Annotated in this window: 19 protein-coding genes and 1 riboswitch; of the genes, 9 read left to right on the forward strand and 10 right to left on the reverse strand. The window is 71.5% G+C overall.

Annotated elements, in window-relative coordinates; translation table 11 throughout:
* Window positions 1-34: 34 nt before the first annotated feature.
* Window positions 35-120, reverse strand: a riboswitch (cobalamin riboswitch).
* A 220-nt stretch (window positions 121-340) separates the two neighbouring features.
* Both BMW88_RS38640 and BMW88_RS38645 read right to left on the reverse strand, forming a co-directional pair.
* Window positions 341-1303, reverse strand: a complete 963-nt coding sequence (locus tag BMW88_RS38640; protein ID WP_089961589.1) for a threonine aldolase family protein — start codon at window positions 1301-1303, stop codon at window positions 341-343.
* Between the two features lie 57 nt (window positions 1304-1360).
* Complete coding sequence (locus BMW88_RS38645) at window positions 1361-2437, reverse strand: cytochrome P450 family protein (RefSeq protein WP_218148387.1); 1077 nt, start codon at window positions 2435-2437, stop codon at window positions 1361-1363.
* Between the two features lie 43 nt (window positions 2438-2480).
* Here BMW88_RS38645 and BMW88_RS38650 point away from each other — a divergent pair, with 43 nt between their 5' ends.
* Window positions 2481-3674, forward strand: coding sequence for an 8-amino-7-oxononanoate synthase (locus BMW88_RS38650; RefSeq protein ID WP_245778356.1), 1194 nt, complete (start codon window positions 2481-2483; stop codon window positions 3672-3674).
* On the opposite strand, the gene BMW88_RS38655 is transcribed toward BMW88_RS38650, so the two are convergent.
* On the reverse strand, window positions 3628-4086 hold the full coding sequence (locus BMW88_RS38655; RefSeq protein ID WP_089961478.1) for a GNAT family N-acetyltransferase: 459 nt from the start codon (window positions 4084-4086) through the stop codon (window positions 3628-3630). The genes BMW88_RS38650 and BMW88_RS38655 overlap by 47 nt on opposite strands.
* A gap of 64 nt (window positions 4087-4150) precedes the next feature.
* Window positions 4151-4885: a serine protease gene (locus BMW88_RS38660; RefSeq protein WP_089961482.1), complete on the reverse strand. Its 735-nt coding sequence runs from the start codon at window positions 4883-4885 to the stop codon at window positions 4151-4153.
* 149 nt (window positions 4886-5034) lie between these two features.
* Between BMW88_RS38660 and BMW88_RS38665 the strand changes: the two genes are divergently transcribed.
* Complete coding sequence (locus BMW88_RS38665) at window positions 5035-5643, forward strand: LysE family translocator (RefSeq protein WP_089961486.1); 609 nt, start codon at window positions 5035-5037, stop codon at window positions 5641-5643.
* A gap of 15 nt (window positions 5644-5658) precedes the next feature.
* On the forward strand, window positions 5659-7878 hold the full coding sequence (locus tag BMW88_RS38670; protein ID WP_089961489.1) for an ATP-binding protein: 2220 nt from the start codon (window positions 5659-5661) through the stop codon (window positions 7876-7878).
* A 72-nt stretch (window positions 7879-7950) separates the two neighbouring features.
* On the opposite strand, the gene BMW88_RS38675 is transcribed toward BMW88_RS38670, so the two are convergent.
* Window positions 7951-8727, reverse strand: a complete 777-nt coding sequence (locus tag BMW88_RS38675) for a S1 family peptidase (RefSeq protein ID WP_089961493.1) — start codon at window positions 8725-8727, stop codon at window positions 7951-7953.
* A gap of 15 nt (window positions 8728-8742) precedes the next feature.
* Window positions 8743-9765 carry a M48 family metallopeptidase gene (locus BMW88_RS38680; RefSeq protein ID WP_089961496.1) on the reverse strand — a complete coding sequence of 341 codons (1023 nt, stop codon included), beginning with the start codon at window positions 9763-9765 and terminating at the stop codon, window positions 8743-8745.
* A gap of 70 nt (window positions 9766-9835) precedes the next feature.
* On the opposite strand from BMW88_RS38680, the gene BMW88_RS38685 reads away from it, so the two are divergent.
* The 5 genes from BMW88_RS38685 (at window position 9836) to srmL (ending at window position 16507) form a co-directional block, all read left to right on the forward strand.
* Entirely contained in the window at window positions 9836-10729 is an 894-nt protein-coding gene (locus BMW88_RS38685) for an alpha/beta hydrolase (protein WP_245778357.1), read from the forward strand.
* A gap of 34 nt (window positions 10730-10763) precedes the next feature.
* Window positions 10764-12638 carry an ABC transporter ATP-binding protein gene (locus BMW88_RS38690; RefSeq protein WP_089961499.1) on the forward strand — a complete coding sequence of 625 codons (1875 nt, stop codon included), beginning with the start codon at window positions 10764-10766 and terminating at the stop codon, window positions 12636-12638.
* Window positions 12639-12676: 38 nt separating this feature from the next.
* A complete protein-coding gene (locus tag BMW88_RS38695; RefSeq protein WP_089961601.1) occupies window positions 12677-13270 on the forward strand; it encodes a CatB-related O-acetyltransferase in 594 nt (197 codons plus the stop codon).
* Window positions 13271-13467: 197 nt separating this feature from the next.
* Window positions 13468-15348: a patatin-like phospholipase domain-containing protein gene (locus tag BMW88_RS38700; protein ID WP_089961502.1), complete on the forward strand. Its 1881-nt coding sequence runs from the start codon at window positions 13468-13470 to the stop codon at window positions 15346-15348.
* A 130-nt stretch (window positions 15349-15478) separates the two neighbouring features.
* Entirely contained in the window at window positions 15479-16507 is a 1029-nt protein-coding gene (gene srmL / locus BMW88_RS38705; RefSeq protein WP_089961505.1) for a PheS-related mystery ligase SrmL, read from the forward strand.
* On the opposite strand, the gene BMW88_RS38710 is transcribed toward srmL, so the two are convergent.
* A complete protein-coding gene (locus BMW88_RS38710) occupies window positions 16480-17274 on the reverse strand; it encodes an SAM-dependent methyltransferase (protein WP_089961508.1) in 795 nt (264 codons plus the stop codon). The genes srmL and BMW88_RS38710 overlap by 28 nt on opposite strands.
* Before the next feature lie 166 nt (window positions 17275-17440).
* Between BMW88_RS38710 and lon the strand changes: the two genes are divergently transcribed.
* Window positions 17441-19804 carry an endopeptidase La gene (gene lon / locus BMW88_RS38715; protein ID WP_089961511.1) on the forward strand — a complete coding sequence of 788 codons (2364 nt, stop codon included), beginning with the start codon at window positions 17441-17443 and terminating at the stop codon, window positions 19802-19804.
* A 66-nt stretch (window positions 19805-19870) separates the two neighbouring features.
* Here the strand turns inward: lon and BMW88_RS38720 are convergent, their stop codons facing one another.
* The 3 genes from BMW88_RS38720 to BMW88_RS38730 form a co-directional block, all read right to left on the reverse strand.
* Window positions 19871-20347, reverse strand: a complete 477-nt coding sequence (locus BMW88_RS38720) for an AMIN-like domain-containing (lipo)protein (RefSeq protein WP_143116467.1) — start codon at window positions 20345-20347, stop codon at window positions 19871-19873.
* A 66-nt stretch (window positions 20348-20413) separates the two neighbouring features.
* Window positions 20414-20860, reverse strand: a complete 447-nt coding sequence (locus BMW88_RS38725; protein ID WP_143116468.1) for an AMIN-like domain-containing (lipo)protein — start codon at window positions 20858-20860, stop codon at window positions 20414-20416.
* 23 nt (window positions 20861-20883) lie between these two features.
* The gene (locus BMW88_RS38730) at window positions 20884-21651 is read right to left on the reverse strand and encodes a polysaccharide deacetylase family protein (RefSeq protein WP_245778358.1); all 768 of its coding nucleotides are present in this window, start codon (window positions 21649-21651) and stop codon (window positions 20884-20886) included.
* Window positions 21652-21736: the final 85 nt, after the last annotated feature.

The raw sequence follows: 21736 nt of genomic DNA on the forward strand, positions 1-21736 counted from the left end.
TCCACGCCCGTGGCCGGTCGAATAAGAGGGGGACGAGTTCCTGACTCCCTGGCCGGCTGCTCCAACACAGCCCGACCGGTCACAGTCGCGGGACGGCGCCGGATTCGCACCGGCTTCCTCGCGCTCCCCTCACAGCCCCGGCATCGTCGCACCTCGCACCCGCCGGTCCAACAGCCAGGTGAGCGACGTCGCGTTCTCGGTGCGGTGATCACCGGGCCGCCGAGGTCCGCCGCTGTGGGGAGCAGGTCCCGGGAGATCGCCGGCGAGCCCGCGGAACAGGTGCCGGTCCGGGCAGCTCCCCGTGGGCGGACGAGCCCCGCACCTCGCCGAGGACCGGCGCTCAGCCCAGCGCGGCGCGCAGCTCCGCCCAGGCGGCGCTCACCTCGTCCGCGGTCCACCCCAGCGCGGGCTCCGCGACCGTGACCTCGGTCTTGGCCAGCGGGCCGTCCTGCCAGAACGAGCCGAGGAACTCCCCGCTCAGCTCGGTCAGCCGCGCCGGGTCGCCGGGCAGGTGCAGCGCGAACTGGTGGGTGTGCGGCTCCGGCAGGTCCATCGCGGCGGCGACCACCTTGGCGTGCTCGACGTAGGTGCCCAGCCGGGGCAGCACGGTGTCCAGGCCGTGCAGCGCGGACAGCGCCGCGGGCCACTGCTGGAACAGCATGCCGCCGTACCGGTGCCGCCAGACCCGGGCCTGCTCGACGAAGTCCTCGCTGCCGGCGAGCGCCGCGCCGGAGATGCCCTCCAGCGACTTGTAGAACGAGACGTACACCGAGTCGAACAGCCCGGCGATCTCGGCCAGCGGTTTGCCCAGGCCCACCGTGCTCTCCCACAGCCGCGCGCCGTCGAGGTGCACGACCGCGTCCCGCTCACGCGCCAGGTCGACCACGGCCGTGAGCTCGTCCCACGTCGGCAGGACGAACCCCGCCTCCCGGTCCGGCACCTCCACCAGCAGCGTCCCGAACGGCTCCGGGCAGGTGCCCACCTCGTCGTCGCGCACCTTGACCGGACGCAGGCCGGACAGCACGGTCAGCGCGTCGTCCTCGTGGTGCAGCGGGTGCGCCCGCGGGTGCATCGCCACGATCGGGTTGTGCGTGCGGTCGGCCCAGCACCTCAGCGCGATCTGCTGCGCCATCGTCCCCGTCGGCACGAACAACGCGGCCTCGGTGCCCAGCAGCCGCGCCACGCGGTTCTCCAGCACGGCCACCGGACCGCCGTCGCCGTAGCGGTCGGGGTCGACGTCCGGCACGGGGCCGAGCATCTCCAGCAGCGACTTCTTGCGGACTCCGGAAAGCTGGCGGTTCATCACCACCGCATCAAACACCGGCCGCGAGCGCCCCGGTGGACGAAATGGCGGACCGGCTCACCGCGCGACCCCGACGGACCGGGGCGCGCGGAACGACAGCAGGGTCAGCCACTCCGGTGGCGGGCCCACGAGGTGCAGCGAGGGCTCGTGCTCGGCCACGGTCCGCAGCGTCACGGCGGCCTCCAGCCGGGCCAGCCCCGCGCCGAGGCAGAAGTGCCGGCCGTACCCGAACGCGAGGTGCCGCGGGTCACTTTCCTCGCCGCTCAACAACAACACGAGCTCGGCACCCGCGGGAACGCGCACACCGGACAGCACCACCTCGCGAGCGGTCAGCCGTCGCCACGTCACCACGGGCGTCTCGGTCCGCAGCGCGTCCTCCACGAACGACTCCGCCACACCGGGTTCGCCGAGCCGCGCCCACAGCGGGCGGTCCCGCAACGCCCGGCGCAGAGCCGCGGACAGCAACTGGGTCGTCGTCTCCTGCCCCGCGATCAGCAGGAAGTAGCACAGGCCGGCGGCGTCCTGCGCGGACACACCGGCGTCGGCGAGCGCGCAGAACAGCTCGCCGTCCCGCGCGTGGTAGCGCTTGACCAGCCATTGGTGGAAGTCGCCGACGTCGTCGACCAGCTCGAGCTGGCGCTCGCGGGAGATGTCGCCCCAGAAGAACTCGAGCGAGCCGGAGCTCCAGCGCTTCAGCGTCGGGATGTCGACGTTCTCCAGGCCGAGCAGCTCCACCAGCACGACGGCCGGCAGGTCCCACGCCAGGCCGCTGACGAGATCGCCCCGGCTGAGATCCATGCCACCGAGGCGTTCCACCGCGAGCTCCCGGATGCGAGGCTCCGCGGCGGCGACACGCGCCGGCGTGAAGAACGACGCCACCAGTCGCCGCAGACCGGCGTGCGACGCGGAACCGTTGTTCGCGAGGGTCGGCGGCAGCGAGAAGCGGGCCCTCACCAGGGCGCGCAGCGCGGCGGGTGCGACCGGGGTGACCGCGGTCAGCGCGTTGTCGGGCAGGTACGTGACCGGGTCGGCCAGCACGGCGCGCACGTCGTCGTAGGCCGACACCACCCAGCGGCCGCCGACGAACTGCACCGGTGAGGTGAGCTCGGCGCGCGTGAAGGTGAACAGGTCCACGAGCGGCACGCTAGTCGGCGGATGGGAGACTCACGCGGTGACCGTGAGCACAACTGAGGCGATTTCCAGTGGTGGTGAGTCGACGTTCGACTGGATCGACGTCCGCTCGCAAGCGCGCGCCAAGGCGGGGCTGACCCGGCGGCTGCGGCCGCGCACGGCGGACTCGACGGACCTCGACCTCGCGAGCAACGACTACCTGGGGCTCGCCAAGGACAAGCGCGTCGCGGGCGCCGCGGCCGCCGCCACGCTCAAGTGGGGCGCGGGCTCCACGGGGTCGCGGCTGGTCACGGGATCGACGGAGCTGCACGCGGAGCTGGAGTTCGAGCTCGCGAACTTCTGCGGCGCGCAGTCGGCGCTGGTGTTCAGCAGCGGCTACGCCGCGAACCTCGGCGCGGTCACGGCGCTCACCGGTCCGGGCACGGCGATCGTGGCCGACCAGCACATCCACGCCTCGCTGATCGACGGCACGCGGCTGTCCAAGGCCGACGTCGTCGTCGCCGGCCACTGCGACGTCCGGCAGGTCCGGCACGCGCTGGAGACCCGCGGCAAACGGCGCGCGATCGTGGTCACCGACTCGGTCTTCAGCGTCGACGGCGACATCGCCCCGTTGGCCGAGCTGCACGAGGCCTGCCGCGCGACCGGGGCCGCGCTGGTCGTCGACGACGCGCACGGTCTCGGTGTCGTCGGTCCCGGCGGCCGCGGAGCCGTGGCCGAGGCGGGCATCGTCAGGGCGCCGGACGTGATCACCACGCTGACGCTGAGCAAGTCGCTCGGCGCGCAGGGCGGCGCGGTGCTCGGCCCCAGCCGGGTGATCAAGCACCTGGTCGACACCGCGCGGACGTTCATCTTCGACACCGGTCTCGCGCCGAGCAGCGCGGCGGCGGCCCTCGCGGCGATCAAGATCCTGCGCGAGGAGCCGGACCGCCCCGAGCGCGCGCTGACGGTCGCGCACGACCTGAGCAACCGCCTGGCGGAAGCCGGTTTCGACGTCAGCACGCCGGCCTCGGCCGTGGTCAGCGTGCGGGCGCCGTCGCCGGAGCAGGCGTTCCAGTGGGCCGAGAACTGCCGCGCGAACGGCGTCGTCGTCGGCTGCTTCCGGCCGCCGTCGGTGCCGGACCAGATCAGCAGGCTGCGGCTCACCGCGCGCGCCGACCTGACCGAGGCCGACATCGCGCGCGCGGTGCGCGTGATCAGGGAATGCGCCGCATCCGCAGGTGTGGGATCCCGTCCTCGATGAACTCCGCGCCTTCGGGCACGAAGCCGAACGACGCGTAGAAGTCGGCGACATACGTCTGTGCGTCGAGCACGCACGGCGTATCACCGACGTCCGCCAGAGCCGCCTCCATCAACCGGCGGCTGAAGCCGCGGCCGCGCGCCATGCGCGCCGTGACGACCCGTCCGATCCGGAACGTGCCGTCGGGCTCTTCGAGCAGCCGCAGGTAGGCGAGCGGGTCGTGGGAGCCTTCGGCTTCCAGCCAGAAGTGCCGCGTTCCCCGTTCGAGATCGCGGCCGTCCACGTCGCAGTAGACGCTGTTCTGCTCGACGACGAACACGTCCTGGCGCAGCCGCAGGATGGCGTAGAGCTGCTCGAGGCTCAGGTCGAGGCCCCACTGCCGGCGCAGGGTGGCGGGAATCGGTGTGGTTCGCACCGCACCTTGGATATCAGAAGCCCGCGGATATCAGAAACCCGGAGACCTCGCCGACGCGGAACCGTCAGATGCCCAGCGCCGACCGGTGGTGGGCCAGCCGGGTGTAGACGCCGGGTTCGTCGGGGCGCGCGCAACCGCGGCCGAACGAGACGACGCCCGCGAGCCTGCCGCGCACGACGAGCGGCCCGCCGGAGTCGCCCACGCACGCGTCCCGGCCACCGCGCCCGGCGCACAGCATCGCGTCCGGCCGGAAGTCCGGCTCCTTCAGCGCGCACTCCTCGTCGGACAGGATCGGCACCGTCGTCTTGCGCAGCGCCAAGGCGGGCGGCGAGTTCTCCGCCGTGCGGCCCCAGCCGAGCACCACGCCGTCGGGACCCGTCTCACCGAGCGCGATCGTCCGGTAGGGCAGCGCCTGGCCCAGGGTCAGCACCGCCACGTCGTCGCCCCGGGTGACCTCGCGGTACTCCGGGTGCCGCCACACGCTCGCGACGACGGCCTCGACGCCCTCGTCCTTCACCCGCAGGTCCGTGCGACCCGCGACGACGCGCAGGTGCTCGGCCTGGCGCTGGTCCTTGCCGATGACGCCCTTCGTCGTGACGCAGTGCGCGGCGGTGATGACCTTGTCCGCGGCGACGAGCGCGCCACCGCAGATCAGCTGGCCGTCCGTGGTGGTGATCGCCACAACCCAGGGGGTGTCCGCCACCCGCGCGGGAGTCCCACCGACGATCGCGCCGGCCGTCGGTGCGCCGCTGACCAGCGCGATCACCGCCAGCAGCACGGCAAACCGCTTACCCCTCACGGACCACTCCCCGTTGCGCCAGGTGGACGATTGGTCACCAACGGTAGCGACCGCGCTAGGATGACGTCAAAACCGAAGAATCTCGTGTTAACGTCTCTTGTGGCCGCAGATTTTACGGTCAGTGGCGCAGATCACGGGGGTTATGTACGGTGCTGTTCGACTTCGGCCAGGTCCCGGCCTTCCTCATCGCGTGCGCGGTCGTCATCGTGACCCCCGGTGTTGACGCGTTCCTGTTGCTGCGCACGTCGTTGCGCTCCGGCACCCGCGCGGGACTGCTCGCGCTGGCGGGCATCCACTCGGCCGCCGCCGTCCAGGTGGCGCTGGTGATCTCCGGCCTGGGCGTGGTGCTGGCGCAGTACCCGGTGGTGCTCGCGGCGTTGCGCTGGATCGGCGCCGGTTACCTGCTCTACCTGGCGGTTTCCATCACGCGCGGGCTGCTGCTGCGCTCCGGTGAGCAACCGGAGGAGACCATGAGCAACCGGCCGTTCCGGCAGGGCTTCCTGACCAACATCACCAACCCGAAGATGATCCTGTTCTCGCTCGCGTTCCTGCCGCAATTCATCGGATCGGGTGAACCGGCACCGCAGCTCGCGATGCTGGCCGTGCTGTTCCTCGGCCTCGCGGCGATCTGGGAGCTGATGATCGTGCTGGCGGCGTCACGCGTGGCCGGCCGGCTCCGGCGGCCGGGGGTGACGACCGCGCTGGACGCGGTGTGCGCGGCCGTTTTCCTGACCATGTCCGTCGGCCTGGTGCTCTGAGGCACACTCGATCTCGTGGCGGATCGACTGCGGGCTCTGCGCGACGCGCTGGCCGCACGTCCCGGCGAACCGGTGCCGTTCGACGCGCTGATCGCCGAGGTGTGGCCGGACGGACCGCCGATGCACCCGCGCGCGGCGCTGCGCACCCTGGTCAGCAGGCTGCGCGGCACCGAGCAGGTGGTCACCGAACCGGCCGGCTACCGGCTCGTCCCCCGCCCGCCCGCGCCGTGCCAGCTCCCCGCCGACCTGCCGGACTTCGTGGGCAGGAGGGAGGAGATCGCGAGGCTCGAGCTGATCGACGCGCCGGTGCGGGCGATCACCGGGCTGCCCGGCGTCGGCAAGACGGTGCTCGCGGTCCGCGAGGCGCACCGGCTGCGCGAGCGGTTCCCTGACGGCCAGCTCTACGTGAACCTGCGCGGCTTCTCCACCGGGCCGCCGATGACGGCGGAGCAGGCGCTGGCGCGGTTCGTGAAGGCGCTCGGCGGCGGCCCGGACGACGACTACCGCGAGCTGCTGCGCCACCGGCGGGTGCTCGTGGTGCTCGACAACGCGACCGCCGGGGTGGTCGCGCCGCTGCTGCCGGCCACGCCCGGCTGTGCCGCGCTGGTCACGAGCCGCCAGGACCTGCCGCAGTTCGCGCAGGTCCGGCTGGGCGTGCTGACCGACCAGGAGGCGCGGGAGCTGCTCAAGGGCATGCGCGTCGACGGCGACACCGGTGAGCTGGTCGAGCTGTGCGGCCGGCTGCCGCTCGCGCTGCGGATCGCCGGGGCGAACCTCGCCGGGCGCCACTTGCAGGACTACGTCGAGGAGCTGCGGGAGCACCGGCTGGACGCGTTGGAGATCGAGGGCGACACCACGGCCGTGCGGGCCACGTTCGACCTCTCGTACCGCGAGCTGTCACCACGGGCGCGGCGCACGTTCGACTTCCTCGGCGCCGTCCCCGGCCAGGACATCCCGCGCGGCCTGGCCGGTCCCGCCGCCGACGAGCTGGTCGCGGCGAACCTCGTGCAGCGCAACGACGACCGCTACCAGCTCCACGACCTCCTGCGGCTCTACGCGCACCGGCGAGCGACGGCGGACGACCGGCGAGCGGTGTTCGACTGGTACCTCAGGCACGCGGACGGCGCCGAGGCGCAGCTCAAAGCCGGCTTCACCCGGCTGCTGCCGCCCGTGCCGGACCCCGTCGCGTTCACCGGCCACGACGAGGCGGTGGCGTGGTTCGAGGCGGAGCGGCCCAACCTCGTCGCCCTCGCCGAGGACCGGCCGGACGCGGCACTGGTCGCGGCGCTGCGGACCTACCTGCTGCTCACCGGCCAGTACGCCGACCTGCGCACGATCGCGCGTGCCGCGCTGGACCGCGGCGAGACCGGGCAGCGGGCGGCGGCGATGCGGGTGTGCCTCGCCTACCTCGACTGGCGCTTCGGCGAGCACCGCACGGCGATCGAGCACGGCGAACGGGCCATCGCCGAGTACCGCGCGGCCGGTGCGCGGCCGCAGGAGGCCAGCGCGCTGAACATCCTCGCCGGGATCTACCACGACGTCGGCGAGCTCGGGCCGGCGCGCGAGCACCTGGCCGCGGCGATCGAGATCTACGAGGCGGACGGGCTGCGGCCCCAGCTCGTCGGCGGGCTGGCCAACCTCGGGCTGGTCGAGCTGGAGCTCGGCAGGCTCTCCTCCGCCGAGGACGTGCTGCGCCGGTCCGTGCGGCTGGCCAGGGAGAGCGACGACTGGCAGCACCTCGCGAACGGGCTCAACAACCTCGGCGTGGTGCTCGCGGCCCGGCACCGGTACGCGGAGGGCGAGCAGGCGTTCCACGAGTCGCTGGACCTGGCGCGCGAGCACGGCCTCCGGCCCGTCGAGATGTCCGCGCGGGTCGAGTACGCGGAGCTGCTGCTCGCGGCCGGGAGGCCGCGGGAGGCGCGGGAGCAGGCGGGACGAGCGCTCGAACTGGCCGGGGGCGACGACCTGCTCACCGAGGTGGACGCCTGCCTGGTGCTCGCGGAGGTGAACCGGTCGGTCGCCGAGTACGACGAGGTGCTGCGCCGCGCGGTCGACGCCGAGTTCCGCATCATCGAGGTGCGCGCGCTCGCCGGCAAGGCCGCGCTGGTGCAGGACGAGGCGTTGTACGACAAGGCGATCGAACGAGCGGAGAGCGCGGGGCTCCGCTACCGCGCCGACCTCGTCCGGGAGCTCAAGCGGACGTCGGGGTCCCGTCCCCGGTCCGGCGCCTGGTGAGCGACCGGGACCCGGCGGCCGTCGGTGAGCGGCCGAGCCGCCCACCGACGACGGTGCTCGCGTGCGGCGGAGCTACGGGTCGACGACTTCGGCCGGTGCCGGGTTCACCACCGGGTGCAGGTCCTTGGCGTAGCGGGAGACCCGGACGTACACGCCGGGCTTGCCCTTGCGCGCGCAGCCCTCGCCCCAGGACGTGACGCCGACGAGCTTGCCCCCGGCGACGATCGGGCCGCCCGAGTCGCCCTGGCACGTGTCGACCTTGCCGCCCTCGTAGCCCGCGCAGAACATGTCCGCCTTCACGAAGTGCGGGTAGGTCCGGACGCAGTAGTCGTCCGGCAGGACCGGCAGGGTGGCCTGCATGAGGAAGCGGGACGTCCTGCCGTTCTCGCTCGTGCGGCCCCAGCCGAGCGCGCGGAGCTGCGTGCCCGGCTCGTAGAGCGGCCCGTCGGCGGCTTCGGCGAAGGGCAGCGGCGAGTACGGCAGCGCCTCGCCGAGCGTCAGGACCGCGAGGTCCTCTCCCTGGTCGGCGGCGATGAACTGCGGGTGCAGCCAGATGTCGACCGGCGTCGCCACGATCCCGGACTCGCGGTCCAGCTTGTCCTCGCGGCCCGCGACGACTCGCAGGTTGCGGGGCGAGCGGCCTTGCACGCAGTGCGCCGCGGTGAGCACCTTCGCCGGCGCGACGAGGGTGCCGCCGCAGAACTGCGCGCCACGCGCGTCCGTGAGGTGCACGGCCCAGGGGTTCGCCGCGATCGACGCGCGCTCGCCGCCGACGACCTGCACGTCGGCGGCGGCCACACCGGTCGGGACCAGCAGAGCGGAGAGAACAAGCACCAGGAGTCGTCTCATGACTCCAGATGGTAGCTACTCCGCTGCGCCATTTGGAGCAACTTTGCTCCAGACCTTGCCCGCCGCGCCCATGACGGCCTCGCCGATGTCGTTGATGGTCTTGATCAGCGGGTCGGCGGAGTTGCCCATGGACTCCTTGTACGACCGGGCGGCGGACTTCACGTCGTCGGTGAGGTTGTTCGCCGGCCTGTCGTCCTCGCGGCGCGCGTACGTGCCGGTCAGGATCTCGCGGTACTCCTCGCTCGCCGACCAGCGCTGCAGCTCGGCGGCGCGCACCACGACCAGCGGGTGCGAGCGCTCCTCGGTGTGCAGGAGCTTGAGGATGCTGTCGCGGATGTCCTCGACCTCCTCGTACTCCCTCGCCTGGGCGAGGAACTCGGCGATGTCGACCTGGCCGCCGAGGTCGCCCGCGAGCGCGACGTGCGCCCGCAGCGCGGCCTGCGGGTCCTGGCAGGCGAGCAGGCCGGCCCGGTCGCAGGACAGCTCGGTCTTGCGCTGCCACTCGCGCAACGCCGCGATGACCGCCCGCATGGCGAGCGCGCCCGCGGGCACCCACGCGAAGGACTGCTGGAGGCCGATGAGGCGGCGCAGCAGCGTGTTGTAGAGCGCGTGGCCCGACATCACGTGGCCCATCTCGTGGCCGATGACGAACCGCAGGCTCTCGTTGTCCAGCAGGTCGACCAGGCCGGTGGTCAGCACGATGAACGGCGTGTCGATGCCGCTCGTCCACGCCGCCTCGACCGGGTGCCGCTGCACGTAGAGCTCGGGCACCGGCTCGAGGTCGAACGCCGCGGCGACCTCGTTGCGGATGCGGTCGAGCTGCGGGTACTGCTTCGGGCCGACCCGCACGGAGGACGCGAGCTGCAGCAGGCGCTCCCCCCGTTCGGAGAAGGCCGCGGCGACCGCCTTGAGGACCGGCGCCACGGCGGGCACCGCCCTCAGCACCGCGAGGGCGCCCCGGTCGGCTGGATGTTCGTAGGCGCGCGGGCTGATCCCCGGAAAGCGCACCCTCGACGACTGCTCGATGTCCCCCGTCACACCACCCAGGTTAGACACGATCCGGACGAGCCTGCACGGAATCGGCACCGGATGGTTGCAAACTGGCGCGGTGAGCGACGAAGACACCACCGTTCTGCCGTTGCGCGGCGGGGCCTCCGCGACGCTGGTCCGCCGCCGTGCCGCGGTCAACGACCGCGGCGCCATCCTCTACGTGCACGGCTTCGCCGACTACTTCTTCCAGGAGCACGTGGCCGAGCACTACACCGCCCAGGGCTACGACTTCTACGCGGTCGACCTGCGCGGGTACGGCCGGTCGATGCGCGACGGCGAGCTGCCGAACTACACGACCGACATGGCGGTGTACTTCGAGGAGATCGACGCCGCCATCGCCGTGATCCGCGCGGAGCACTCGCGGGTCGTGCTGATGGGGCACTCGACCGGCGGGCTCACCACGTCGTTGTGGGCGCACGAACGCCGGTCCGGCGACCTGATCGACGCGTTGGTGCTCAACAGCCCCTGGCTCGACGTCGCCGAGCCGCGGTTCCTGCGGCGGCTCGTGAAGCTCGTCGGGCGGGTCGCGCCGAAGGTGAAGGTCCGCGCGAACCTCGGCGACGCGTACGGCGCGGCGATCCACAACTCGCGCAACGGCGAGTGGGACTTCGACGTGAAGTGGAAGCCCCTCGCCGGTTTCCCCGTGCTGGCCGGGTGGATCCGGGCCGTCCTGATCGCGCAGGAGAAGGTCCACAAAGGTCTCGACGTCCGGGTGCCCGTGCTCGTGCTGCACTCCGACAGGAGCATGCTCAACGCCCGTGAGTGGAGCGAGGACGTCTCCCAGGCCGACGCGGTGCTGGACGTCGAGGGCATGAGGCGCTGGGGCCCGAAGATCGGGCCGTCGGTCAAGGTCGTGGAGATCAAGGCCGGCATGCACGACCTGTTCCTGTCGCCGGAGCCGGTGCGCGCGGCGGCGCTGGCCGAGGTGGACGAGTTCCTCAAAACAGCTTGACCTCGTCATAGGTCGAAGTTCGAGACTGGGCGTCATGAACATCGACTTCAACGCCTGGTACGCGCTCGAGAGCGCGATGCAGGACGAGAAGAGCCGCCGGGTCAGCCGGGCGACGTTGAAGCGCGTCGCCCGGTTCGCCCACCCGCAGCGGCGAGCCGTCTACGGGCTGCTCGCCATCAGCGCCGTCGCGGCGGTGCTCGCGGTGGCCTCGCCGCTGCTGGCCGGACGCGTGGTGGACACCATCATCGCCGGCCGCGACTACGGGCTGGTGGTGTGGCTCGCGCTGGCGATCGCCGGCGTGGCCGTGCTGGAGGCCGGTTTCTCGCTGGTCGAGCGCTGGCAGTCGGCGCGGGTCGGCGAGGACCTGATCCTGCGGCTGCGGCAAGCCGTGTTCGACCACGTGCAACGGATGCCGATCGCGTTCTTCACCCGCACGCGCACCGGGGCGCTGGTGTCGCGGCTCAACAACGACGTGATCGCGGCGCAGCGGGCGTTCTCCGAGACGATCTCCGGTGTCGTGACGAACGTGATCGCGCTGGTCCTCACCCTGGCCGTGATGCTGACGCTGTCGTGGCAGGTCACGGTGCTGGCGATGCTGCTGCTGCCGGTCTTCCTGATCCCGGCGCGGCGGATGGGCAAGCGCTTGGCGTCCATGCACCGCGAGGCGGCGAACCTCGACTCGGCGATGACGACCCAGATGACCGAGCGGTTCTCGGCGCCCGGCGCGACCCTGATCAAGCTGTTCGGCCGGCCGGCGCTGGAGAGCGCCGAGTTCGGGGCGCGGGCGCGGCGGGTGCGCGACATCGGCGTGCGGACCGCGGTGGCGCAGTGGCTGTTCCTGGTGGCGCTCACCCTGGTGTCCTCGCTGGCGCTGGCGCTGGTCTACGGCCTGGGCGGGTACTTCGTGTTCGCCGGGGAGATGGCGCCGGGCACCATCGTGACGCTGGCGCTGCTGCTGACGCGGTTGTACGCGCCGCTGACGGCGCTGGCCGGAGCGCGGGTCGACGTGATGACCGCGCTGGTGTCGTTCGAGCGGGTCTTCGAGGTGCTCGACCTGCCGCCGCTGATCAAGGAGAAGGACGCCCCCGTCCCGGTGCCGGACGGGCCGGTGTCGGTCGAGTTCTCGGACGTCCGCTTCGCCTACCCGTCGGCGGACAAGGTGTCGCTGGCGTCGCTGGAGGAGGTCGCGTCGCTCGACACGCGCGGCGGCGAGGAGATCCTCGGCGGGGTGTCGTTCGTCGCGGAGCCGGGTTCGCTGATCGCGCTCGTGGGCGCGTCCGGCGCGGGCAAGTCGACGATCGCGTCGCTGGTCCCCCGCCTGTACGACGCGGACTCCGGCGCCGTCCGGCTGTCCGGTGTGGACGTTCGCGACCTGTCGTTCGACTCGATCCGCGCGACCGTGGGCATGGTGACGCAGGACGGGCACCTGTTCCACGAGTCGATCGGGGCGAACCTGCGCCTCGCGGCCCCCGACGCCACCGACGAGGAGATCTGGGACGCGCTGACGCGGGCCCGGCTGGCCGACCTGGTGGCGTCGCTGCCGGACCGGCTGGACACCGTGGTGGGCGAACGCGGCTACCGGCTCTCGGGCGGTGAACGGCAACGGCTGACGATCGCCCGGCTGCTGCTGGCCAAGCCGCGGGTCGTGATCCTGGACGAGGCGACCGCGCACCTGGACTCCCGGTCGGAGGCGGCGGTGCAGGAGGCGCTGGTCGAGGCGCTGGCGGGACGGACGTCGCTCGTCATCGCCCACCGGCTGTCGACGATCCGCGCGGCGGACCAGATCCTCGTCGTCGACGGCGGGCAGATCGTCGAGCGCGGTACGCACGACGAGCTGCTGGCCCGCGAAGGCCACTACGCCAAGCTGTACCGCACGCAGTTCAGCGAAGAACCGATCGGAGCGCCGTGACCATCCCCTCGCCCGACAACCTCTACCCGTTGCCGGACATGCCCCGCACGGTGCTGCTCAAGCCGTTGGTGAAGAACCCGCAGATCGAGGTCGGCGAGTACACCTACTACGACGACCCCTCGCACGCCACGGAGTTCGAACACCGCAACGTCCTTTACAACTTCGGTCCGGAGAAGCTGGTCATCGGGCGTTACTGCGCGTTGGCCGAAGGCGTCCGGTTCATCATGTCCGGCGGCAACCACCGCACCGACGGTGTGTCGACGTACCCGTTCACGATCTTCGGCGGCGCGTGGGCCGAGAAGACGCTCGACATCGCCCTGGGGGCGCCCAGCCGTGGCGACACGGTGGTGGGCAACGACGTGTGGATCGGCTACCAGGCGTTGATCATGCCGGGGGTCCGCGTCGGCAACGGCGCGATCATCGCCGCCGGCTCGGTCGTGGTGTCGGACGTGCCGGCGTACGGCGTGGTCGGCGGCAACCCGGCCCGGTTGCTCAAGAAGCGGTACGACGACGCCGAGATCGAGCTGCTGGAGCGGGTCGCGTGGTGGGACTGGCCGGTGGAGAAGGTGACCGAGCACGTGCGCGTGATCATGGCGGGCACGCCGGCCGAGCTGGCCGAGCTGGCGGGGTGACGGTCCCGCCGGGGTGGGCAGGACGCCGGTGGCCGAGGGAGGCGTGGCCGAGGGAGGCGTGCCCGCCGGGTCGTGCGTGATCCGGCGACGGCGCTCCGGCGACCCCCAGCGGTGGCGAGGTGGCGGCCCGAGATCGGTTCGGTGGCGTCCGGGTGAACTTCGGCGACGGACGACCTTGGTCGCGCGACCATGAGCACATGGAGTACGACCGCTACTGCGACCTGACCATGCGCGGAGGTACCACCAGCGGCGTCGTGTACCCGCTCGCCGTCGCGTCGCTGGCGCGCCACTACGAGTTCAAGCAGATCGGTGGCGCGTCGGCGGGTGCGATCGCCGCGGCGTTCACCGCCGCCGCCGAACGCGGTCGCGCCCAGGGCGGCTTCGAGAAGCTGGCCGGGCTGATCGACTGGTTCACCTCCGGCACGGGTGCCGACCGGTGGCGGATGGCGCAGCTCTTCCAGCCGGCCGAGAAGACCCGCGCGCTGTACCGGATCGTCGTCGCGACCATGCAGAAGCGCGAGACCACCGGCCGCAGCGCGATCTCGTGCCTGTTCTTCGCGCTGCTCGGCGCCGTCGGCCTGCGGGCGAAGTCGGTGCTGGCGCTGATGGCGTTGCTGTGGCTGGGCGGGCCGGTGCTGTGGTCGGCGTGGCTCGCGCCGGCGCGGTACCCGGCCTGGCTCGCGACGCTGGTCGTCCTCCTGGCCGTCGCGTGCCTGGTGCTGGTGCTGTGGCCGTTGCGCACCGGCCTGCCCTGGCCCGCCTGGGTCTTCTCGGCACTACCGCTCACGCTCGGCCTGGCGTTCTCGCGGCACCACGCGACAGCGGCGGTCGTGCTGCTGGTGTGGCTGGTGCTCTCGCTCGCGGCGGTCAGCGCGCTGATCGTCACGTACGGGTACGCCATGCAGCGGTTCCTGAAGAACAACGCGGAGTCCATCCACTTCGGACTGGTGCCGGGCACCGGCGACTTCCGGCCGTCGTGGCTCGACCGGCTGGCGGGCATGCCGAAGCCGACGGGTGTGCCGCCGCTGGCCGACTGGATCGCCGACCGGCTCGACGACATGGCGGGCACCGCGCACGCGCTGACGTTCGGCGACCTCGGTGAGATCAACCTCGTGCTGATGACCACCGACCTGTCCGAGGGACGGCCGTACCGGCTGCCGTTCAAGGAGGACTGGCAGTACTGCGAGGAATGCCTCGGCTACGTGCTGCCGCGCCGGGTGGTCGAGCAGATGAACGGCCCTGCCACCGACGCGAAGTGCCCGCTGCACGAGCACATGCCGTTGCGCGGCCTGCCTGCCCGCGAGAACCTGCCGGTGGTGCTGGCGGTGCGGATGTCGCTGTCGTTCCCCGGCCTGATCGCCGCCGTGCCGCTGTGCCGGGACGGGCGCGTGCACTGGTTCTCCGACGGCGGCATCACCAGCAACTTCCCCATCCACTTCTTCGACGCGCTGCTGCCGCGCTGGCCCACGTTCGGCCTGAGCCTCCAGCCGTACCCGAACGGCGACGAGCGGGAGGTGTGGCTGCCGGAGCAGGACGCGTCGACCAGCGGCACGCGCTACGCGTCGATCGGGTCCGTGCCGGGCTTCCTGATGTCCATCCTGGACACGTTCCTGGACTGGCGCGACACCATGCAGTCCGGGCTGCCCGGCTACCGCGGCCGCATCGCGCACGTGCGGCAGTCCGGCGACGAGGGCGGCACCAACCTCTTCATGCCGCCGGCCACGATCAAGCGGCTGGCGCAGCGCGGCCGGCACGCGGGCGACCTGCTGCGCGAACGGTTCCAGCAGCAGCAGAACACCGACCGCTACCGCTGGATCCGGCTGCGCATGGCGATGCGGGAGTACCACGACCTCGGCGTGCAGGCGTCCGACCGCGACGCGATGTACGAGGAGTTGCTCGACCGGTTCGAGATCCCCGAGGCGCTGGGCGAGTGGTTCCGCACTCCCCCGGCCGACGGTGACCCGTTCCGCGACGAGATCAAGGTCGCCCTGGACCACGTCGGACGGTTGAAGGACGACGGGCCGTTCGACGGCGTGCCGCCGGTGGACCCGGATTTGCGGCTGACGCCGCCGGAGTGAAGCGCTAACCTCGGGGTCATGACGCGCCGATTCAGCCACCCCCGACCCGCGGCGGTGGCGCGCGCCTGACACCTTCCCGCCGGTCGGGGGACTCCGCACCCAGGAACCCGCACCCGAGAACGGGAAACCCATGTACCGCACCGAAGAACTCGTGCACGCCCTGAACGTCCGCGACCTCACCGATCCCGCGCGGGGCCCGCACGCGATGCAACTGCTGATCGCCGAACTGGCTGCCGTCCTCGACAACCCGAGGGCGGTCCGCCACCACCCGCTCGTCCCGGTGGAGCACAACTACGAGCACCTCGGCTATCCGCGTGACGCGATCACCAGGGACGCCCGCTACACCAGGTACGTCAGCGAGACGTGCATGCTGCGCAGCCACACCACGGCCATGATCCCGTCCGCGCTCAAAACGGCCACACCGGACGTGACGCTGCTCTGCCCTGGTCTCGTCTATCGACGCGACACGGTCGACCGCCTGCACACCGGCACACCGCACCAGCTCGACATCTGGCGGATTTCCCGCGAACGCGAGGAACTGGACGACCTCATCCACACGGTCGTCACGACTGTGCTGCCGGGCAAGCGGTACCGCACGGTCGACGCGCAGCACCCGTACACCACCCACGGCAAGCAGATCGACGTGGAGCACGACGGTCAGTGGGTGGAGATCGGCGAGTGCGGGCGGGCCGCGCGGCACGTGCTCAAGGAGCACCCGCACGGGCTGGCGCTGGGGCTCGGCCTCGACCGGCTGCTCATGCTGCGCAAAGGCGTTCCCGACATCCGCCTGCTGCGCAACACCGATCCGCGCATCGCGGCGCAGATGCTCGACCTGGCCGAGTACCGGCCCGTCTCGAAGCACCCGGCCGCGATCAGGGACATCTCGATCGTGGCGGACGAGCACGAGGACGCCGAGACGCTCGGTGACCGGATCCGCGCGCTCGTGCCGGAGGACGTGGTCGAGGAGGTCGAGGTGCTGAGCCAGACGCCGGTCGAGGAGCTGCCCGAGCACGTCCGGACGAGGCTGGAAGCGGGGCCGGGTCAGAAGAACGTGCTCATCCGCGTGACGATGAGGGCACCGGAGCGCACCCTCACCGACCGCGAGACGAACGAGATCCGCGACCGCCTGCTTCAGGGCTTGCGGGCGACGGCGCCGTAGATGGCCGTGTGGTCCTCGAAGGAGTCCGGGCGCCAGTCGTTGACCGCGACGACGCCCGGCTCCAGCAGGTCGAGGCCGTCGAAGAACCTGGTCACCTCGGCGTGCGTGCGCGGGGTGAGCTGGTTGTCGGAGCTGCTGTAGATCTTCTTGACCTCGTCCGCCTCGGCGCGTTCGGTGTCGGTGAGGCTGTCCCAGGTGGCGTGGGTGATCGCGAGGTACGAGCCGGGCGACAGGTTCGCGACGTACTCGGCGACGGCCTCGTACGGGCCTTCCGAGTCGGGGACGAAGTGCAGGGCCGCGATGATCAGCACGCCGACCGGGCGGGAGAAGTCGAGCGTCTCGCGGGCGCCCGCCAGGACCGCGGAGGTGGCGCGCAGGTCCGCGAGCAGTGCGGTGGCGTGGTCGTTCCCGGCCAGCAGGGCGTTGCTGTGCGAGACGGCGACCGGCTCGAAGTCGACGTAGACGACGCGGGCGGAGGGGTTGTCCTGCTGGGCGATCTCGTGGACGTTGCCCACGGTCGGGATGCCGGAGCCGAGGTCCAGGAACTGGTCGACGCCCTCGGCGACGAGGTGGCGGACGACCCGGCGCAGGAACGAGCGGTTCGCCTGCGCGCTCTGGGCGACGCCGGGGAAGATCTGCTCCACCTGCTTGGCGGCGGCGCGGTCGGCCTCGAAGTTGTGCGAGCCGCCCAGGAAGTAGTCGTACATCCGCGCCACGCTCGGGCGCGTGACGTCGACCGTGGACGGCACCCACTTCAGCTCTTCCATCACCGGCGCATCCTCGCTCGTGCGCCGCACGGGTGTCCACCGCCGCGGGCCGAACGGCGATCGTGTCGGCCTATCGGGGCTGCTCGCTGACAGCGAACACCTCGGGGGAACACCACCAGGCTCCAGTTGGTTGAGCGGTACAGACTCAACTTTGGAGGGTGATGTGATGGGCGAGACGTTGGCCCTGCCGGTACTGCCGCTGGACGACGTTGTGGTGCTGCCCGGCATGGTGGTGCCGATCCGCATCTCCGGTGCGGACGCCAGCGCCGAGGCCCGTGCGGCCGTCGACGCCGCGACGGCCGCAGAGACATCTTCAGGAAATCAGCAGGTGCTGCTCGTCCCACGGCTGGACGGCAAGTACGCCTCGGTCGGCACGCTGGCCGAGATCGAACAGGTGGGCCGCCTACCGGGCGGTGAGCGCGCCGCCGTCGTGCGCGGCACCAAGCGCGTGCGCATCGGCACGGGCACCACGGGGCCGGGCGCGGCGCTGTGGGTCAACGCGACGATCGCGGACGAGTCGGAGATCACCGACCGGACCCGCGAGCTCGCGAAGCAGTACCGCGCGCTCGTGACGAACATCCTGCAAACGCGCGGCGCGTGGCAGATGGTCGACTCGGTGCAGCAGATCAGCGACCCGTCGGCGCTGGCCGACCTCGCGGGCTACGCCTCCTACCTCGACGAGAAGCAGAAGATCTGGCTGCTGGAGACGAGCGACGTCACCACGCGGCTGGAGAAGCTGGTGGAGTGGGGCCAGGCGCACCTGACCGAGCTCGACGTCAACGAGACGATCGCGAAGGACGTCAAGGAAGGCGTCGAGAAGCAGCAGCGGGAGTTCCTGCTGCGCCAGCAGATGGCCGCGATCCGCAAGGAGCTGGCCGAGCTCGACGGCAAGCCCGCCACCGAGCAGGAGGACTACCGGGCCCGCGTCGAGGCCGCCGAGCTGCCGGAGAAGGTCCTCAAGGCCGCGCTCGCCGAGGTCGACAAGCTGGAGCGCACCTCGGAGCAGTCCCCCGAGGTCGGCTGGATCCGGACGTGGCTCGACACCGTCCTCGAGATGCCGTGGAACTCCCGCACCGAGGACTCCTACGACATCAAGGCCGCGCGCGAGGTGCTCGACGCCGACCACGCCGGTCTGGACGACGTGAAGCAGCGCATCACCGAGTACCTGGCCGTGCGCAAGCGCCGGGCCGACCGCGGCATGGGCGTCGTCGGCGGGCGTCGTTCCGGCGCCGTGCTCGCGCTCGTCGGTCCTCCCGGTGTCGGCAAGACCTCGCTCGGCGAGTCCGTGGCGCGGGCGATGGGCCGCAAGTTCGTGCGCGTCGCTTTGGGCGGTGTGCGCGACGAGGCCGAGATCCGCGGTCACCGCCGCACGTACGTCGGCGCGCTGCCGGGCCGGATCGTCCGCGCGATCAGCGAGGCCGGCTCGATGAACCCGGTCGTGCTGCTCGACGAGATCGACAAGGTCGGCTCCGACTACCGCGGCGACCCCACGGCGGCGTTGCTCGAGGTGCTCGACCCCGCGCAGAACCACACGTTCCGCGACCACTACCTGGAGGTCGAGCTCGACCTCTCGGACGTGGTGTTCCTCGCGACCGCGAACGTCCTGGAGTCGATCCCGGCGCCGTTGCTCGACCGCATGGAACTGGTGCAGCTCGACGGCTACACCGAGGACGAGAAGGTCACCATCGCGGCAGGGCACCTGCTGCCCCGCCAGATCGAACGCGCCGGCCTCACGCCGGAGGACGTCACGTTCGACGAGCCCGCCCTGCACCAGCTCGCGGGCGAGTACACGCGGGAAGCCGGTGTGCGGCAGCTCGAACGGGCCCTCGCGCGGATCCTGCGCAAGGTGACCGCGAAGGTGGCGCTCGGCGACGCCGAACTGCCGATCACGGTCGACCAGCCGTCGCTCAAGTCGTACCTGGGCAGCCCGAAGAACACGCCGGAGTCGGCCGAGCGCACCTCGGTTCCCGGTGTGGCGACGGGCCTCGCCGTCACGGGCGTCGGTGGCGACGTGCTGTTCATCGAAGCCTCGCTGGCCCCGAAGGGCACCGGCTCGACCGGCGTCACGCTGACCGGCCAGCTCGGCGACGTGATGAAGGAGTCCGCGCAGATCGCGTTGTCCTACCTGCGTTCGCACGACGACAAGGCCGAGGCGCTGGCCGACCGGGGAGTGCACATCCACGTCCCGGCGGGCGCGGTGCCGAAGGACGGCCCGTCCGCGGGCGTCACGATGACGACGGCGCTGGCGTCGCTGCTGTCCGGCCGCCCGGTGCGCTCGGACGTGGCGATGACGGGTGAGATCTCGCTGACCGGCCGGGTGCTGCCGATCGGCGGCGTGAAGCAGAAGCTGCTCGCCGCCCACCGCGCCGGCATCACGACCGTGCTGCTGCCCCAGCGCAACGAGCCGGACCTGGAGGACGTGCCCGAGTCGGTGCGCGAGCAGCTGACCGTGCACTTCGTCTCGGACGTCGCGGAGGTGCTCGAGCACGCGTTGTCGGAGGAGACCGCCGCCACCACCGTCGCGGCGTGACGGTCCCGGCCAGGACCCTCGTGGGGGCAGCAGCGGCGACTGCCGCCCCCACGAGGTTTTCCGTCGCTACAGGCCGATGTCGATGACGACCCGGCTCGGGTTCGTCAGCGTGAAGACCCGGTGCCACGAGTAGGTGTTGCTGTACCCGACGGCGACACCCAGCGTGGCCTCGAAGTCGCACGTGAGCGCGACCCCGCGGACGTGGCTGAGCCCGGGGGTCGCGAAGTTCCGCGACCCGAGGTAGGTCGGGTTCCCGTTGTCGTCGTGCGCGGCGGCGCCGATCAACGTGACGTGCAGGATCTCCCGGACGTCACCGCCCGCGACGGTGATCGGGTCGCCGGACGCGCAGTGCGAGACGCTGGCGACCTCGCTGCTCCGGTGTTCCGCCGGCAGCGCGGACAGGTCCAGCACCACGCGGCTGAACCCGGCCTGCTGGCCGGTGCGGATGTTCGACAGCGTCGGCGTGCTCTGCGCCGACGCCATCGGGATGAACGTGAAGACCGACAGCACCGCCAGCAGCACCGCGGCAAGACGTCTGTTCATCTCGTACGCCCCCTCTCAGGGCTTCTCTGGTGCCCAGTTAGACGTGTGACTCAGGCCACAGTTGCGTCAGTGGCTGATGTCGACCACGACGCGGACCGGGGCGTCCAGGACCGACACCCGGTACGCCGACCCCTTCGTCCCGATCCCGATCCCGAACTCGAGGTGCGCCTCGAAGTCGCAGGTGCCGGTGACGCTCCGGACGTTGCCCAGTCCCGGCGTCTCGAACGAACGCGGCCCGGTGTACGCGTGGGCGTTCGCACCCCACATGCCCACCACGACGAACTCCGCCCCCTTGGCCGCGATCGGCTTGCCGGACCCGCACCCCTCCAGCCCGGTGGCGCGGGAGTCCGTGACGGACGGCCGCTCACCGGACAAGGTGAAGACGACCCGGTCGAACGTGGCGTGCCGCTCGGTGGTGATGGCCGTCAGCTCGCTCCCCACCGCGGCCGACGCGCCGGGAACCGCCACCGCCGCCATGACCGCGGCGACGAGCACAGCGAGAAAACCCTTCATGAAGCCCCCTCTTCACAGTTCCGCTACCCCAGGAAGTCCTCCAGTGGCACCGGGGTCAGCCCGTCCTGCTTAGCGCGGTTCAGGAACGCCGTGAAGTCTTCGGCGAACGTTGTCCGAAAGTGCATCAGCACGATGTCACCGGCCTTCAGCCGATCACCGGCCTGGAACTGCACGCGCCCGTCGTTGACCGCGGCGGTCCAGTTCACCAGCGCCTTGAAGCCGCAGCCCGCCGCCGCCTGCCGCGTGGTGGCGTCGAAGTTGCCGAACGGCGGCCGGAACAACGTCGGCCGCCTGCCGTACTCGGCCGTGAGGAAGTCGGCGTTCCCGCAGATCTCGTTCCTCTGGAACTCGTACGGCCTGCCGAGCAGGTTGGGGTGGCTGGTCGTGTGGCTGTGGACGGTGACGGGCAGGGCCTTGAAGTAGTCCTTGTGCCCTTCGGCGTACTTCGTGTTGAGGAACACCGTCGGCCACACACCCGCCTGGATCATCAGCTCGCGGGCCTTCGGGTGCTGCACGGCGCCGTCGTCGACGGTGATGAACACGTACGGCTTGTCGACCGGGATGTGCGTGACAACGGGCACCATCCCGTCCACGACCGCCGGCGCCTTGGCCTGCACGGTCCCGTACGGGTACGGCGGCTCGAACATCCGCTGGGGCCGCTCGGCCGGGGTGGTGGCCGCCGGCGGCGCCGAGGTGGTCAGCACCGGCCCAGCCGGTTCCCCGGCGGGCTGCCCGCACGCCACGGCACCGGCCACCAGCAAGAACGCAGCACAGAGCCGCAACTTGAACATCGAACTCCCCCTTCACCCCGAAGACGCCGCGCGGGCCCGCGCGGTTGCCCGGCGTTAGGGTCGGACTGATCACAAGAAGGAGGAG

Origin of the sequence: Lentzea xinjiangensis (assembly GCF_900110955.1) — a bacterium.
Taxonomy (GTDB): domain Bacteria; phylum Actinomycetota; class Actinomycetes; order Mycobacteriales; family Pseudonocardiaceae; genus Lentzea; species Lentzea xinjiangensis.

Excerpts from the sequence above, each read along its gene's own strand:
- lon (WP_089961511.1), top strand. The coding sequence starts at position 17,441 with ATGGGCGAGACGTTGGCCCTGCCGGTACTGCCGCTGGACGACGTTGTG.
- srmL (WP_089961505.1), top strand. The coding sequence starts at position 15,479 with ATGTACCGCACCGAAGAACTCGTGCACGCCCTGAACGTCCGCGACCTC.
- BMW88_RS38675 (WP_089961493.1), bottom strand. The coding sequence starts at position 8,727 with ATGAGACGACTCCTGGTGCTTGTTCTCTCCGCTCTGCTGGTCCCGACC.
- BMW88_RS38695 (WP_089961601.1), top strand. The coding sequence starts at position 12,677 with ATGCCCCGCACGGTGCTGCTCAAGCCGTTGGTGAAGAACCCGCAGATC.
- BMW88_RS38640 (WP_089961589.1), bottom strand. The coding sequence starts at position 1,303 with ATGAACCGCCAGCTTTCCGGAGTCCGCAAGAAGTCGCTGCTGGAGATG.
- BMW88_RS38710 (WP_089961508.1), bottom strand. The coding sequence starts at position 17,274 with ATGGAAGAGCTGAAGTGGGTGCCGTCCACGGTCGACGTCACGCGCCCG.
- BMW88_RS38720 (WP_143116467.1), bottom strand. The coding sequence starts at position 20,347 with ATGAACAGACGTCTTGCCGCGGTGCTGCTGGCGGTGCTGTCGGTCTTC.
- BMW88_RS38730 (WP_245778358.1), bottom strand. The coding sequence starts at position 21,651 with ATGTTCAAGTTGCGGCTCTGTGCTGCGTTCTTGCTGGTGGCCGGTGCC.
- BMW88_RS38700 (WP_089961502.1), top strand. The coding sequence starts at position 13,468 with ATGGAGTACGACCGCTACTGCGACCTGACCATGCGCGGAGGTACCACC.
- BMW88_RS38690 (WP_089961499.1), top strand. The coding sequence starts at position 10,764 with ATGAACATCGACTTCAACGCCTGGTACGCGCTCGAGAGCGCGATGCAG.
- BMW88_RS38725 (WP_143116468.1), bottom strand. The coding sequence starts at position 20,860 with ATGAAGGGTTTTCTCGCTGTGCTCGTCGCCGCGGTCATGGCGGCGGTG.